Source organism: Sphingorhabdus sp. M41 (genome assembly GCF_001586275.1).
Taxonomy (GTDB): Bacteria; Pseudomonadota; Alphaproteobacteria; order Sphingomonadales; family Sphingomonadaceae; genus Parasphingorhabdus.
In genome coordinates this window covers 489,680-504,760 of sequence record NZ_CP014545.1, presented here as the reverse complement: position 1 = coordinate 504,760, position 15,081 = coordinate 489,680, and the positions used below count along the sequence as shown (strand labels likewise).

General features: G+C 57.6%; 15 protein-coding genes. 3 read left to right on the top strand and 12 right to left on the bottom strand.

Features of this window, described 5'->3' with window-relative positions; translation table 11 throughout:
• Window positions 1-2 precede the first annotated feature (2 nt).
• Window positions 3-1,091 (top strand): LPS export ABC transporter permease LptG, encoded by a 1,089-nt coding sequence (lptG, locus tag AZE99_RS02505; RefSeq protein WP_067197815.1) that lies wholly within the window; start codon window positions 3-5, stop codon window positions 1,089-1,091.
• 5 nt (window positions 1,092-1,096) lie between these two features.
• Here lptG and AZE99_RS02500 read toward each other — a convergent pair whose 3' ends face one another.
• A complete protein-coding gene (locus tag AZE99_RS02500; RefSeq protein ID WP_067203205.1) occupies window positions 1,097-2,197 on the bottom strand; it encodes a fatty acid desaturase family protein in 1,101 nt (366 codons plus the stop codon).
• A 143-nt stretch (window positions 2,198-2,340) separates the two neighbouring features.
• On the opposite strand from AZE99_RS02500, the gene AZE99_RS02495 reads away from it, so the two are divergent.
• Window positions 2,341-3,504, top strand: coding sequence for an N-acetyltransferase (locus tag AZE99_RS02495; RefSeq protein ID WP_443027791.1), 1,164 nt, complete (start codon window positions 2,341-2,343; stop codon window positions 3,502-3,504).
• A gap of 31 nt (window positions 3,505-3,535) precedes the next feature.
• Here AZE99_RS02495 and xth read toward each other — a convergent pair whose 3' ends face one another.
• The 7 genes from xth to tgt all read right to left on the bottom strand — a co-directional run bounded on the left by xth (window position 3,536) and on the right by tgt (window position 10,686).
• Window positions 3,536-4,324 (bottom strand): exodeoxyribonuclease III, encoded by a 789-nt coding sequence (xth, locus tag AZE99_RS02490; RefSeq protein WP_067197813.1) that lies wholly within the window; start codon window positions 4,322-4,324, stop codon window positions 3,536-3,538.
• Window positions 4,325-4,675, bottom strand: coding sequence for an iron-sulfur cluster insertion protein ErpA (gene erpA, locus AZE99_RS02485; protein ID WP_067197810.1), 351 nt, complete (start codon window positions 4,673-4,675; stop codon window positions 4,325-4,327).
• 91 nt (window positions 4,676-4,766) lie between these two features.
• Complete coding sequence (locus AZE99_RS02480) at window positions 4,767-5,426, bottom strand: M23 family metallopeptidase (protein WP_231862674.1); 660 nt, start codon at window positions 5,424-5,426, stop codon at window positions 4,767-4,769.
• Window positions 5,427-5,569: 143 nt separating this feature from the next.
• Window positions 5,570-6,367, bottom strand: coding sequence for a ferritin-like domain-containing protein (locus tag AZE99_RS02475; protein WP_067197809.1), 798 nt, complete (start codon window positions 6,365-6,367; stop codon window positions 5,570-5,572).
• Between the two features lie 10 nt (window positions 6,368-6,377).
• Complete coding sequence (locus AZE99_RS02470; protein ID WP_067197807.1) at window positions 6,378-6,839, bottom strand: peroxiredoxin; 462 nt, start codon at window positions 6,837-6,839, stop codon at window positions 6,378-6,380.
• Window positions 6,836-9,562, bottom strand: coding sequence for a bifunctional [glutamine synthetase] adenylyltransferase/[glutamine synthetase]-adenylyl-L-tyrosine phosphorylase (locus tag AZE99_RS02465; protein WP_067197805.1), 2,727 nt, complete (start codon window positions 9,560-9,562; stop codon window positions 6,836-6,838). The genes AZE99_RS02470 and AZE99_RS02465 overlap by 4 nt, the downstream gene beginning before the upstream one ends.
• Window positions 9,559-10,686, bottom strand: a complete 1,128-nt coding sequence (tgt, locus tag AZE99_RS02460) for a tRNA guanosine(34) transglycosylase Tgt (protein ID WP_067197803.1) — start codon at window positions 10,684-10,686, stop codon at window positions 9,559-9,561. The genes AZE99_RS02465 and tgt overlap by 4 nt, the downstream gene beginning before the upstream one ends.
• Window positions 10,687-10,840: 154 nt before the next feature.
• On the opposite strand from tgt, the gene AZE99_RS02455 reads away from it, so the two are divergent.
• A complete protein-coding gene (locus AZE99_RS02455) occupies window positions 10,841-11,200 on the top strand; it encodes a BufA1 family periplasmic bufferin-type metallophore (protein WP_067197801.1) in 360 nt (119 codons plus the stop codon).
• Between the two features lie 73 nt (window positions 11,201-11,273).
• Here AZE99_RS02455 and AZE99_RS02450 read toward each other — a convergent pair whose 3' ends face one another.
• The 4 genes from AZE99_RS02450 to coaD form a co-directional block, all read right to left on the bottom strand.
• The gene (locus tag AZE99_RS02450) at window positions 11,274-12,698 is read right to left on the bottom strand and encodes an aldehyde dehydrogenase family protein (protein WP_067197799.1); all 1,425 of its coding nucleotides are present in this window, start codon (window positions 12,696-12,698) and stop codon (window positions 11,274-11,276) included.
• Window positions 12,699-12,787: 89 nt separating this feature from the next.
• Window positions 12,788-13,819, bottom strand: coding sequence for a tRNA preQ1(34) S-adenosylmethionine ribosyltransferase-isomerase QueA (gene queA / locus AZE99_RS02445; protein ID WP_067197797.1), 1,032 nt, complete (start codon window positions 13,817-13,819; stop codon window positions 12,788-12,790).
• Window positions 13,820-13,827: 8 nt separating this feature from the next.
• Window positions 13,828-14,478, bottom strand: coding sequence for a peptidylprolyl isomerase (locus tag AZE99_RS02440; protein ID WP_067197795.1), 651 nt, complete (start codon window positions 14,476-14,478; stop codon window positions 13,828-13,830).
• An 87-nt stretch (window positions 14,479-14,565) separates the two neighbouring features.
• Window positions 14,566-15,069: a pantetheine-phosphate adenylyltransferase gene (gene coaD / locus AZE99_RS02435; RefSeq protein WP_067197794.1), complete on the bottom strand. Its 504-nt coding sequence runs from the start codon at window positions 15,067-15,069 to the stop codon at window positions 14,566-14,568.
• Window positions 15,070-15,081: the final 12 nt, after the last annotated feature.

Here is a 15,081-nt window from a genome sequence, read left to right as displayed (position 1 = left end):
ACATGGACTTTTTCCCTTCCCGGACACTCGCCATCTATATGGCCAAAATGTTCATTGTCCGCACCCTGGCGGTACTGGCGCTGTTGGTACTGGTCCTGCAGGCGCTCGATCTGCTCGGCGAGAGCGGCAAGATTCTCGCCTATCAGGGCAACGGCGAAGCCGAACTCTGGACCTATGTCTCGTTGCGGGCTCCGCAACTCATAGCCCGCTTCCTGCCCTTTTCGGTATTGCTCGGAACCATCATCACACTGGCTACCCTGAACCAGAATAGCGAAGTCATTTCGATGAAAGCGGGAGGCCTGTCCGCGCACCAGATTCTGGCACCGCTGATTGTTACCAGCATGGGCGTTGCACTGTTTTCCTTCGTGTTCAACGAAACACTTGTCGCGCCGTCAACAGCCCGTCTGTCCCAGTGGGAGAAAGTCGACTTCGGTCCGATCCCGGCGGAGAGCAACATACGCACCAACGTCTGGGTCAAGGATGGCAATAATCTGATCAATGCACGAACAGTGACGGGTCATGGCGAAAAGGTCGTGCTGCGTGACATCACGATTTACAACCGCACCGCAAACGGACTGAAAAGTCTGCTGCAGGGCGACGAGGGCCGGTTCACGCCTTCCGGCTGGTTGCTCACCGATGTCACCCAGTTTGACGTCAGTACCGGCACCGAGGAAAAGAAACCCGAAATGTTGATCGGCGATTCGATCCGGCCAGATCAGTTCACCTTGACCAATGTCAGTGCGGACAGCCTGTCGATTACAGCTCTGCACACTGCTATTGGTGAGCTTGAGCGCGCAGGTCGTCCGACAATGAGCCTCAAGGCCGGTTGGTGGCACAAGATTTCAGGCCCGATGTCGGCTACATTGATGCCTTTGCTGGGTGCTGTTGCCGCCTTCGGTCTGGCGCGGTCGGGACAATTGTTCATCCGGGCCGTAATCGGCATGGCGCTGGGCTTCGCCTATTTCGTCGCCGATAATTTCGCTCTCGCTATGGGCAATATTGGCGCTTATCCGACTTTATTGGCGGCCTGGGCACCATTCATGCTGTTCTTCCTGATCGGCGAAACCGTGCTGATCCGGACCGAGGAATAGCCGCTTCAGTTTCTGCCAGCGCTGCCGCGTACCAGTCCAGTGATCAGAGTCCAGAGACTGTCATGATTCGCCCGATAGAATTTGGAATCGCTCGGCAATTCGGCCGCCAGACGTCGATGCGCCTCTCCCAGACTATGATAAGGCACACCGGGCAATAGATGATGCAGAGCGTGATAACGTAGCCCGACCGGCGCCCATAAGGCTGGCAGAGTTGCTGGCGGTGGCACGTTGACACTATCGAGATATTGCGCCGTCACGCTCATCTCATGGCCGTCATTTTCCCAAAGATGCGCGACCAATGTCCGAATCTGGTTGAGCACCACGCTCCCCGACATCACACCAAGGAATATCAGAAATGCGCGCATCGGAATTATGTCCGTCGCTACCATCGTCAACAGAGCAATAGCCCAGATGCTGGCGCCGATTTCGCAGGCCAGCCAGCGGCGTTTGAGATCGCCCTCCGGCGGCTTGCGCCGAAAATCCGGGTTGATGATCAAACCGGAATAGCGCTCCACCACTATTTTGCGCAGTGGCGGAATGATCGCGGAAAGCGGCGATAGAACAGCATAGCGGAACAGCAGCGCTACCGGCGCCAGCGCCGCGACGATCACGAATAACGGAACCGACCAGGGCTTCATCAGCGCCAGCGGCAAATATTCCGGGTCTTCCACCGTCCCATATTTCTTGGTCCGGTGATGAATGCTGTGGATCCCCTCGTACATGAAGGACGGAATCAGCATCGGAACTCCGAACAAGGCATTCCAGGCGAAATGAAAGCCCGGCAGTGCGTTGCGGCGCACATGAGTCAATTCATGAATGAAGCTGCCGGCCCGATAGAGAGCCAGAACAGCGATCAGGGCGAAAAAAATGGCGAACCCTGTGGATTGAACGACGATCGCACCGGCAAGCGATCCGTAGCCAACGGCAACCGATGCCAGAAAGTCAGCCCAATAAATCGAGGGCTTTGGCGTATTGAGGTCACGCGTGACCTTGGCTGCGGTCCGGATCAGGCCAGCATCCTCGGCAACGGGCACAGCCGCCGAGCTCAGGCGCAGCTCTGCGGCGGCCTTGGGCGCATTTTTGGGGGAGATGGTTGTCGAACTCATAAACACCTGCATAATCGTTAGACGGCCTAGAGCAACATATCGTGGCGACATCATGGCAACGGCAAGACCGCAATCGCGCGGCTGCCCTTGACATTGCGCCGCGATTAACGCCACAGCCAGCCACAAATGTAGAAGGATAAAATATGGTGGCCGGTCAGGATATAGTAATTCAGCCTGTGACTACCAAGGCCCAGACCAAGCAATTCATTGAAATTGCCTATGAGCTCAACGCCCATGATCCGCATTGGGTTCCGCCCCTGAGGTCGGAAGTCGCCAAGCTGATCACGCCCGGGAAGAACCCGTTTTTCGAACATGCACGGGTGCAGTTTTTTCTCGCGTTGCGGCGAGGCCGAGTGGTCGGACGGATCAGCGCGCATATCGATGAACTGGCGCTGGAACAGCCCCCGGAACAGGGCATGGGTCCCGGAACGGGCAATTGGGGCCTGATGGAAGCAAGCGACGAAGCGGCGATGCACGCGCTGATTCGTGCAGCCGAGGCATGGCTCAAGGAACAGGGCATGACCCGCGTGCTTGCCCCGATCAGCATGTCGGTCTGGGAAGAACCCGGCCTCCTGACCGAGGGACACGACCATAGTCCGATGATCATGATGGGCCATCACAATGCGGATTATCAGGGCTGGATAGAGAGTCTTGGATATACTGTCGCCAAGCGGCTGGTGACATATCACCTTCCGGTCGAAGATGGCTTCCCCGATTTGGTCAAACGGATCGTGGCATCGGGCGAGCGCAACAAAAGGCTCAAGATTCGTAAAGTCGACAAGAAATATTTCGACCGCGATGCCGCGATCATCATGAATCTGCTGAACGACGCCTGGTCGAGCAATTGGGGATTTGTCCCGATGACCGATCACGAGATTGAACATGCCGGCAAAAGCCTGAAACCCATTGTACATGAAGATCTGATCCGGATTGCCGAACTGGAAGGCGAGCCGGTAGCCTTCATGATGACGCTGCCCGACATGAACGAGGTGCTCAAGACAATGAACGGTTCGCTGTGGCCCTTCGGCTGGGCGAAACTGTTATGGTGGCTGAAATTCCCGAAATCAAATTCGATGCGGGTGCCGCTGATGGGGGTCAAGAAGGAGCTGCAAAACAGCCGGCTGGCTAGCCAGATGGTGTTCATGCTGATCGAATATATCCGCCGCGATGCCAAGCTCAATTTTGGTACCAAACGCGCGGAAATCGGCTGGATACTGGAAGATAATCAGGGAATGGTGGCGATTGCCGAAGCGATCGAGGCGACCATCAACCGCGAATATCTGATTTACGAGAAGCCGATCGCCTAAGCGAAACCGCAATCAGTCGCCGACAGGCGGCTCAGATGTCCAAATCCACCCAGGCCGGCGTGTGATCGCTGGCCTTTTCCCGGCCGCGATGCTCCTTGTCGACACCGCAATTTTGGAGTCTGTCTGCGGCTAGCGGACTAAGCAGCAGATGATCTATGCGAAAACCCTGATCCCGCTGCCAGCCGCCGCTGCGATAATCCCAGTAAGTCCAGACATTGCCCGCAGGATAGGTCACGCCCAGCGCATCGGTCCAGCCGTCATTCAACATGCGCCGATACCCTTGGCGGCTTTCCGGCTGCATCAGCGCGTCATTCTGCATCGCCTTGACCGAATAGACATCATTGTCGCGCGGGATGACATTATAGTCGCCCGCCAGCACGGCCGGCACTTCTTCGGCCCAGATTTCAGCAGCGCGCTCGCGCAACCGTTTCATCCAGCGCAGTTTGAATTCGAATTTGGGTCCGGGATGGGGATTGCCGTTCGGCAGATAGATGCTGGAGACACGGACTTTCGAACCGTCTTTGGTGCTGATATTGGCTTCGATATAGCGGCTGTGTTCGTCTTCCGGTTCTCCATCGAGCCCGCGCTTGACCTCTTCCGGCACCTGATCGCGCGCCAATATGGCAACGCCATTGAAGCTCTTCTGGCCGTGCCAGATCGCGCCATAGCCGATTTCCTCGAACTTGTCGGCGGGAAAGCCCTCGTCCTGCGTCTTGATTTCCTGCAGGCAGGCGACATCCGGCTTGGTTTCTTCAAGCCATTCCAGCAGGCGCGGCAAGCGCGCCTTGATGCCATTAATATTGTAGCTGGCTATTTTCACTTAGACGGAGAAGCTGGAGCCGCAGCCGCAACCCGAAGCCGCATTGGGATTGGTCACCTGAAAAGCACTGCCGCCAAGCGACTCGACAAAATCCACGGCGCTTCCGCGCACCAGGTCCAGGCTTATTTCGTCGACAACCAGAGTAACACCCGATTCTTCAACCGCGATATCATCCGCTTCGATGCTGTCCGCCAGGCCAAAACGATATTGGAAGCCGGAACAGCCTCCGCCTTCAACCGCCAGCCGCAATATCGCGGCTTTGCCCTGTTTTTCGGCAATGACAGCCACGCGCCTTGCGGCATTGGGGGTCAGGATTATATCCTGTGCGACGGTTGCGAGGGCTTGGTTCATAATCTCTAGATAGGGAGAATCAAAAGGAGCGGCAAGCCTTAAGCTCGAACCGCTCCTTGATGCACCCTCTCCCAAAGGTGTAAAATCTGTCTTATTCCGCTGGGCCGCCCAATGCAACGCCGGAATTCAGCTTCTGTGCAATCAGGAAATCATTGGACTGCATGAACGGGATTGGATTGACCGCTTCGCCGGCAATGCGCACTTCATAGTGAAGATGGCTGCCCGTCGAACGACCGGTAGAACCCATGAAGCCGATCAGGTCACCGCTCTTGACGCGCGCATTCGCCTCGACGTTGAGACGGGACATGTGGCCGTAACGGGTCTGGATGCCGTTACCGTGATTGATTTCGATATATTTGCCATAGCCGTTCACCCATTGCGCGCGACCGATGATGCCGTCCGCTGTTGCATAAATGGGAGTGCCGATCGGGCCGGCCATGTCGAGGCCCTTGTGATTGGCGCGGCGACCCTTGAATGGATCGGAACGAAAACCATAAGAACTGGTCAGCGTGAAATCTTTAACCGGCTTTCTCGAAGGAATGGTGAGTTTCACCGCTTCAATCTTGCCCTGGCCGCTCCAGTTTTTGAAAATCATCTTGAAGGCCGGGTCCGCCTCGCCGAGAGCGCTTTCTGCTGCCTGGCTTTTCAGAACGTCAACAGGGATGCTGGATTCTGCGGCTGCTTCGGCTGATGCGGCGGTGGAAAAAATCATTGCTGATCCGAGAAAAGCAATGGCTGTGATCTTGCTCACAGATTTCTTAAACAAAACTACTATGTTTTCGGTCATATAATGATCGAACCTTTATTTGCGACCCATGAAATCCATGGCTTGAATTTTGTGGCGGAACCTTCGCCCCCGTTGTGCGTTTACGGGTGTAAATTCATTCTGGTTAATTATTCAATACCATAATAATAATCTTGGGTCAGACCGGCTGCTCGGCGCGCTGAGTCGTTGAATGGAGGCTTTAACCCGCCTTTGAAGTGGGTTTTTACGAGCCGCTTCCAGTGGTCATGAGGCAACTTGTCGCTTCGGTTGCAGACGAATTCGAACCATTTTGTTCCATAGAAAACATGGCGAATTTCGTCATTGTAAATGCGGTTCAACACTTTCGCCGTGATAGGGTCTCCCTGCCGTTTGAAACGTTCAACGGTCTCCAACGTGACATCCAGCCCCCGGGCTTCAAGTACCATCGGAACGATGGCGAGGCGCGCCGACACATCATAAGCCGTATTTCTTGCACTGTCCCAAAGACCGTCATGAGCGGGGAGAGCGCCGTAAAAGCTGCCCTGATCCCGCAACCGGCGATCGAGCAAGGCAAAATGCATCGCTTCCTCCGCACCGACACGCATCCAGTCATCGGTAAATTCGCGCGGAAATTGCGATCCGAAACGACCGATCATGTCGAAGGCAAGGTCGATAGCGACAAATTCGATATGAGCCAGCGCGTGGATCAGGGCGATCCTCCGGGGTACCGAACTGCCCTTGCCACGGCGCGGCATGTCCCGCGGGCGCATCAGGACCGGATTGTCGGGTCGCGCAGGTATATCCGGCATGGTTTCGCCAAAGTCATGTTTCAGTCGTCCCAGCCGCCATTGACGCGCAGCAAGACGCGCAGCCATCACCTTGGCGACCGGATCGGCGGTTTGCAGGACGCGCAAAACTTCCGCCCCGACAGTGGATTGTTCGGTCATTTGGACTGGTCTATGCCGCCTGTACCGCGGCAAGTACTTCTTCCGCATGCCCCTTGACCTTCACTTTCGGCCAGGCTTTCAGCACCGTCCCGTCCGGCCCAACCAGAAATGTCGAGCGGATGATCCCCATATAGGTCTTGCCGTACATTTTCTTTTCTGCCCAGACGCCGATTTTCTCGAGAAACGCCGTGCTTTCATCGGAGGCGATATCGACGGTCAGCTCCTGTTTGTTGATGAAATTCTGCTGTCTTTTCGGAGTATCGGCAGACATGCCGAGCACCGCTGCGCCGGCTTTCTCGAATTCCGGCAAGAGCGCTGAAAAATCCTTCGACTCCGTTGTACAGCCGGGTGTGCTGGCTTTAGGATAGAAAAACAGCACCAGCTTCTTGCCGGCATAATCGGAAATCTTTACCGGGCTGCCATCCGGTGCGACCAGGTCCATGTCCGGAATTTTGTCGCCCACATCGATCATATTATATCTCCTAAAATTTCATCGGGATCCGGCCGCAAGAGCCGGTTCCACTCTTCAATAACGCATTGCCGCGCCCGATCATAGCCGTCCAGCAGGGCATCCCAGCTCTCCTGCCCTGCCGCCTTGGCGATCAACGCCCGGCTGGTTTCCGGCGGATAGTCGCAATCCGGGGACATTAGCCGCAAGGCTACCAGCAGACGCGTCATCAGTTCGTGCGCGGTCACCATATCTTCGCCGAGATGACCGGCGGCAACCAGCGCGCGCACCGCATGGCCGAGCTGCGGATACAGCGCTTCTCCTGTTTTCAGCTGCAGAAAATGGACGATAAACTCCCAGTCGACCAGCCCGCCTTCCATCAACTTGGTATCGAGCGGCCCCTTGGGCGGTTTGTGCTCGACAATATCCAGACGCATCTTCCGAACCGCCTTGCGCAGCTCTTCCGGCTCACGATCCTTGCCCAAGATTTCGCGGATCTCCTGCTCCAGTTCCGCGCAGCCTGCCTTGTTGCCATAGACGGGTCGCGCCCGTGTAAGAGCCATATGTTCCCAGGTCCAGGCGCTCTCGCGCTGATATTTGTAGAAACTCTCGAGGGTCACCGCCAGCGGCCCCTGCGTGCCGGATGGCCGCAATCTGGTATCCACTTCATAAAGTGGCCCGGCAGCGGTCGGCACCGAAAGCGCCGTCACAATCCGCGCTGTCAGACGGTTATAATATCGGGTCGCACCCAAGGATCTTGCCCCATCGGACTCGGCGCTATGATCGCCGCTAAACAGGAAGATCAAGTCAAGATCCGAGGCATGGGTCAGGGCCTCTCCGCCCAGCCGGCCCAGCGCCAATATCAGCAGTGCGCCGCCGGGAATCTTTCCATGCGTCTCCTCAAACTCTTTGGTCGTCGCATCGGTCAGCACCTGGATCGCTGCTTCGGCAACCCGGGCATAGCCCGCCGAAATATCCAGCGCATCATGGTGACCTTCGATCAGCTGGACCCCGAGCGCAAAGCGTTTCTCGCCGACCCGGGCCCGGACCCGGTCGAGCAATATCTGATAATCATCGCCCGGTTCGATACGCGCAAATTGTTCTGCCAGTTCTTCAACGGACGGAGGCAGATCAAGCGCTGTCGCATCGATCAGGCCATCGAATAATTCCGCCCGCTGCGCCAGTGCATCGGCCAGCACGGGTGCATGGCTGAGAATCTTGCCGAGCAAGTCGAGCAGAGCGGGCCGCGCTTCCAATATCCGGAAAAAATTGATCGCGGTCGGCAACTTGTCGATCAGACTGTCCAGCCGCGCCAGCGCCTTTGTGGAATTTGGCGCCGTTGCAATCGCGTCGACCAGATCCGGGAGGATCGCCTCGAAGGACTCCTGGGCCGCAGCAGACCGCAGCGCCGTCACCTTTCCGCTCCGCCAGCGCTTGATCGCCTGCAGAAAACTGTCGCCTTCGATCAGATTTTTCCCGGCGATCACCGCTGCCAGCTTCTCTTCATCAGTCGGCAGACGCCTGTCATCTTCCGGCTCGATCAGATCATCGTAAATATTGCCGACCGCGTCGACATGGGGAGCCAGCAGGTCGAGCAATCTCTGGCCGCTTTCCAGCCCGTGCAGCCGCGCCACCCGGTCGAGGTCTGCTGTGGTATCGGGAAGGCTGTGGGTTTGCTGGTCGTTGACCATCTGCAGCCGGTGCTCAATGACCCGGTAGAGTTCGTAGGACTCGCTGAGGACACGCGCCTTGTCGCCATCGATCCGTCCGGCTTTGACCAGCGCAGCCAGTGCATCGCGTGTCGCGGGTGCGCGCAGATCCGGTTGCCGGCCACCAAAGATCAGCTGGTGCATCTGGGCGTAGAATTCCGTTTCGCGAATCCCGCCGCGTCCGCGTTTCAGGTCGAAGCCCGGCCCGAATTTCTGTCCCGCAGCATAATGGTCGCGGATCTGCGCAGTGACCGACCCGATATTCTTGATCGCGCCATAGTCCAGCGACCGTCGCCAGATGAACGGATTGATCGTCTCGAGAAAATAGCGCCCCAATTGCGGATCACCCGCAGCGGCCCGGGAGCGGATATAGGCCGCCTGCTCCCACGCCAGCGCGCTCGATTCATAATAGCTGATCGCCGCTTCGACCGGCAGCGCCACCGGGCTCACTTCCGGCGAAGGGCGCAATCGCATGTCGACCCGGAACACATAGCCGTCGGCGTCACGGCTGTTGAGTGCCTCGACCAGTTGCTGTCCGATCCGGCGTGCCGCATCGCTCGGCTCTTCCTTGCCACGCACCGGTATTTTGTCCGGCTCATAAATGAAGATCGGATCGATATCCGACGAATAGTTGAGTTCGCGGCTGCCATGCTTGCCGAGCCCGATGATCGAGAAGCCTTCCAGGGGCGCATCGGGATAGCGGCTCGCATAAATATCGGCGAGCGCCTCATCCAGTGCCCGGTCGGCAAAATCCGACAGGCGCGTGATGACATCGGTCAGCGACAATTGTCCGGCGAGATCGCCAATTGCCAGGGTCAAGGCGAGCGCCCGTTTTTCGCGCCGCAATTTTTGCCGGACATTGGCAGCGCCTTCGCCCGCGCTGCCCACATATTCCAGAGCGGCGTCGAGATTTTCTGCCGCCAGCAAGTCGGTCAGTTCGGGCAGCACCTGCATCGCCATGCCAAGATAGGGCGCGTTTTCACGAGCGCGTTGCAGCGCATCCTGCAGGGTCGTTTTTTCCGGCAATCCAGCGATCATGGGTTCAAATAGGCGCTGCGGAAATTTTTGGCAAAATCTGCAAATGCCCCGGCGGCGATCGCCTCGCGCATGCCGGCCATCAGCGATTGATAATAAGCAATATTATGCTCGGTCATCAGCATCGCGCCCAATATTTCCTTCGCCCGGATCAAGTGGTGCAGATAGGCGCGGCTATAATTTTCACAGACAGAACATGCGCAATTCTCGTCGAGCGGTGCCAGATCCTCGGCAAATTTGGCGTTACGGATATTGAGCGCACCCCGCGCGGTAAACGCCTGCCCGTTGCGGCCGGACCGGCTCGGCAGCACGCAATCGAACATGTCGACGCCGCGCTCGACCGCTCCGACCAGATCATCGGGCTTACCGACGCCCATCAGATAGCGCGGCTTGTCGGCAGGCAATTGGCCCGGCGCATAGTCGAGCACATCGAACATCGCCTCCTGCCCTTCGCCCACGGCGAGACCGCCGATGGCATAGCCGTCAAAACCGATGTCAATCAGCGCCTCGGCCGAAGCAGCTCGCATTTCCTTGTCCAGAGAACCTTGCTGGATTCCGAACAAAGCCGCTCTCGCTGCATGCTCCTCGCCACTGTCGAACCCGTCGCGCGAGCGCTTGGCCCAGCGCATCGACCGCTCCATCGAGGCCAGCGCCTCGTCGCGCGTTGCGCCATTTTTCGTACATTCGTCAAACGCCATGACAATATCGCTGCCCAGCAGCCGCTGGATTTCCATCGACCGTTCGGGGGTCAGCATATGGCGCGAACCATCCAGATGGCTCTGGAACTCCACCCCATTTTCGCTCAGCTTGGTCAGTTCTGACAAGCTCATCACCTGATAGCCGCCACTGTCGGTCAGGATCGGCCGGTCCCAGTTCATGAACTTGTGCAATCCGCCGAGACGCGCCACCCGTTCCGCGCCGGGGCGCAGCATCAGGTGATAGGTATTGCCGAGAATGATATCCGCACCGGTCGCGCGCACCGTCTCCGGCTTCATTGCCTTGACCGTAGCCGCCGTGCCCACTGGCATGAAGGCAGGCGTACGAATATCGCCCCGCTGCATGCTGATCACGCCGGTTCTGGCCTTGCCGTCGGTTGCGGCTATGGAAAAGGAAAAGCGCTCAGCCATGCTGATGTCCAATTGCTGCTTCGAGACCAGATTTTACGGCCGCGATTTTGTGTTTTTCTGTTGATGGTGTAACCAATGGTTCGTCCTGTTCGAAAATTTCAACATCTGTGCAGGATGGGCGCAGATTCTCAAAGAGCTAAATCGGGAGTAATTTATGACAAAAGCAACGAAACTTGGTTCCGCAGCAACCGCATTGATCGCAGCAGCAGCGCTGTCGGCCTGTTCGGGCGGCACCAACGAAGCGACCAGCGAAGGCGCTGAGACCACAAGCAGCGAAGTGACCGAAGTCGCAGCAGCGGAAAAAGAAAAATGTTACGGCATAGCTTTGGCTGGCGAGAATGATTGCAAGGCGGGCGAAGGCACAAGCTGTGCCGGCACGTCTGTTCTCGATTATCAGGGCAATGCCTGGAAAAATACCGACGCTGGCGAATGTGAAGCCATGGGCGGCTCGCTCACCGAAGTCGCTGACAACGATCCGCCGGTTGCACCGGCAGCGGCACCTGCCGAAGGCTAAGCCTTGCCGAAAATGAAACAAAAAAGGGCGGCTCGGTTGAGCCGCCCTTTTTCATATCTGCAAAAATCCGCGCTTAGCTCGGCAGGCCGCTGATCGATTTCACTTCCATGAAATCTCGCAGGCCATAGACACCGCCCTCGCGGCCGTTGCCGGACTGTTTATAGCCGCCGAATGGCAGACCGGGAGCCGGCCCCCAATTATTGACGATAACCATGCCCGCTTTCAATTGCGGAGCCACGGCAGCGGCTGCCGCCGGATCGCCGGAAATGACGGCAGAGAGACCATATTCCGTATCATTGGCAATCTCGATCGCCTCGTCGAGATTGTCATAACTCATCAGCGTCACCACCGGTCCGAATATCTCTTCCTTGGCGATCCGCATATCGGGCGTCACGCCGCTGAACAGTGTCGGCTTGATATAATAGCCGCGGTTCACATTGGACGGCAGATCGGTGCCACCGGTTTCCAGCGTAGCACCTTCGTCAATTGCCGACTGGATCAGGTCCTGGATCTTGCCATATTGCGCCTTGTTCACAACAGGCCCCATATGGCCACCTTCGACCGTCGGGTCGCCAACTTCCTGACTCTCGACGATATTCTTTACCACCGCGATGGCGTCGCTATTCTGATCCTTGTGCACCAATACGCGAGTGGGCGCGATGCAGCTTTGCCCGCTGTTGACCATCACCCCGGCAATAGTCGGCGGCAGGACTTCTTCCAGCTTGGCGCCGGGCAAAACCAGATTGGGTGACTTGCCACCCAGTTCCTGATGCACGCGCTTGACCGTATCGGCTGCCGCTTTTGCGACCAGGATGCCGGCACGGGTCGATCCGGTGAAGCTAACCATATCGACATCGGGATGCGAAGAGATCGCCGCTCCTACGGTCGGGCCGTCACCCTGCACCAGATTGAATACGCCCGGGGGAACGCCTGCCGCATCCATGACCTCGGCGAGTATAGCGGCGCTGCCCGGACATTCTTCCGATGGTTTCAAGACCATCGTATTGCCGCCCGCCAGAGCCGGAGCCACTTTCAATGTGATCTGGTTCAAGGGCCAGTTCCACGGAGTGATCATGCCAACCACACCAATCGGTTCATATACGATCATGTTGGCGCCGACTTTTTCGGAAAATTCGAAATTCTTCAATGCTTCCAGCGTGCCCATGAACCCGCCGAGACCGGCTGGCGCTTGCGCGGCATTACCCAGGCTGACCGGCGCCCCCATCTCGACCGCCAGCGAGGCGGCGATATCCGGCATGCGCTTTTTATATTCTTCAATGATCCGCTCGAGCAGGGCCAGCCGCTCTTCCCGCGAAGTCTGGCTAAAGGTCTTGAAAGCCGCTTTCGCTGCGGCAACGGCGGCATCGACATCGGCCTTGGTGCCCAGAACGATTTTCGTGCCCGGCTCTTCGGTCGCAGGATTGATGACCTGATGCGGCGTGCCTCCGATCGAATCGACCCATTGGCCGTTGATGTAATTTTGCTCGTAGCTATCCATTGTCATCTCTCCGTTTCGAAACTTTTATATTCTGCGCGATCATGCGCTGATTCGGCTCGTGAATCCACTAGCAACAAGGCCAGCCAGGTCTATCGCTGCGGCAGCAGCAGGCTGGAATCGCCATAGCTGTAGAACCGGTACTTCTCGGCGACCGCATGCGCGTAAACCTCTTGCATCGTCTCCATGTCCATCAGCGCGCTGACCAGCATGAACAGGGTGGATTTGGGCAGGTGAAAATTGGTCATCAGACCATCGATCGCGCGGAACTTGTATCCTGGCGTGATGAAAATGTCGGTATCGCCCTCGAACGGCTGGATGATGCCATCATCGCCTGTCGCGCTTTCGAGCAGACGCAGGCTGGTGGTGCCAACCGCGATCACCCGGCCTCCCGCTTTGCGCGCGGCGTTCAGGCGGTCGGCGGTTGCGGCGTCAATCCGCCCCCACTCACTGTGCATGCGGTGGTCGTCGGTTTCGTCGACCTTTACCGGCAGGAAGGTTCCCGCTCCGACATGCAGGGTCAGTGTTTCACTGCCGACACCCGCTGCGGCCAGCGCGGCCAATAATCCGTCGGTGAAATGCAGCGCCGCCGTCGGCGCCGCTACGGCGCCCTTTTCCCGGGCGAACATGGTCTGATAATCTTCGGCATCGCGCTCGTCGATTGCCCGCTTGCTGGCAATATAGGGCGGCAAAGGCATGGTGCCAGCGCGCTCGAGCAGCAATTCAACCGGCTCCTCGCCCAGAAAGCGCAATATGAAACTGCCGTCATCCAGCTTCGCTTCCGCTTCTGCCGACACGTCCATGCCGAAATCGACGACCTCGCCGACGCGCAGGCGTTTGGCGTTGCGAATGAACGCCTGCCAGCGGCGAAGATCCACCCGCTTGTGCAGCGTCGCACCGATCTTGGCATCCCCCCGCGTGCCTTGCAGCTGCGCGGGTATCACCTTGGTATCGTTGAAGACCAATATATCCTTCGGACCCAGCAGTTGCGGCAGATCGCTGACAATATGGTCCGATATCCGGTTGCCGTCGACCTTCAGCATTTTTGCGCTGTCACGCGGAACCGCGGGACGCAGCGCGATCAGCTCCTGCGGCAGCGCAAAGTCGAAAAGATCAACGCGCACGGAACGGACTAGGGGTTGATCGGCGCGTTCAGGTCATCCACCGAAATCGGCGCCTCAAAAGCACTCGCCTGCGCACCCGGCAAGACCGGCGGCTTATTGTCCGCAGCTATTGAAGCCTGCAATATACGGCTGGGATTCAACGGCGGTTCGCCGCGCTGGATCGCATCGACATATTCCATTCCCGCGGTAACACGGCCGAAAGCCGTATATTTGCCATCGAGAGCAAAGCGGGGATAGAAGACGATGAAAAACTGGCTATTGGCACTGTCTTCGCCCTGAGCCCGCGCCATCGAAACGACTCCCCGCATATGCGGAAACTGACCAAATTCGGCTTTCAGATCGGGGAGGCTTGATCCGCCGGTTCCGGTTCCGGTGGGATCGCCGGTCTGTGCCATGAACCCCTCGATCACCCGGTGAAAAATAACGCCATCGTAAAAGCCCTGGCGCGCCAGAGTCTTGATCCGCTCAACATGATTGGGGGCAAGGGTCGCGAACAGCTGTATCGTCACCCGGCCACCGGTGGACAGATCAAGATGCAGGATATTCTCCTCGGCGGGGACCGAGGAGGGTGCCGGTGCCTGCTCTTCGGTTTCCTGCGCATGCGCAGGAAACGAAACCAGGAACAGGGCCGACAGGATCAGAAAATATTTGCGCAGCATGGCATACTCAATTCAGTATTGCAGGGTGGATATGGAACTAGCCTTTGAACGATTATACCTTTCACTGCAATGAATTGCTGGTGAGGGCTATTGATCGCCCTTCAGGCCAATCCGTTGCACCCGTGCGGTAATTTCATCAGCCACCATCGGAGTCACGAACTTGTGGATCTCGCCGCCGAACATGGCAATTTCCTTGACCAGGCGCGAAGCGATAGGCTGCAGCGAGACGTCTGCCATCAGAAACACCGTCTCGATATTGCCGTTGAGTTGCTGGTTCATGCCCGCCATTTGATATTCATATTCAAAGTCGGCGACAGCCCGCAGGCCACGAACAATCACGCCGGCGCCTTGCTTCTCTGCAAATTTCATCAGCAGCATGTTGAATCCGACAACCTCGACACCATCGCCCAGTTCGGCGGTTTCCCGGCGCACCATATCCAGCCGCTCTTCGTCGGTGAACATCGGCGATTTCGATGGATTGGTGGTGACCCCGATCACCAGCTTGTCGACCAGACGCATGCCGCGCCGGATGATGTCCATATGCCCCAATGTGATGGGATCAAAAGTTCCCGGATAAACGCCGATTCTCATATCCCGTCCTTC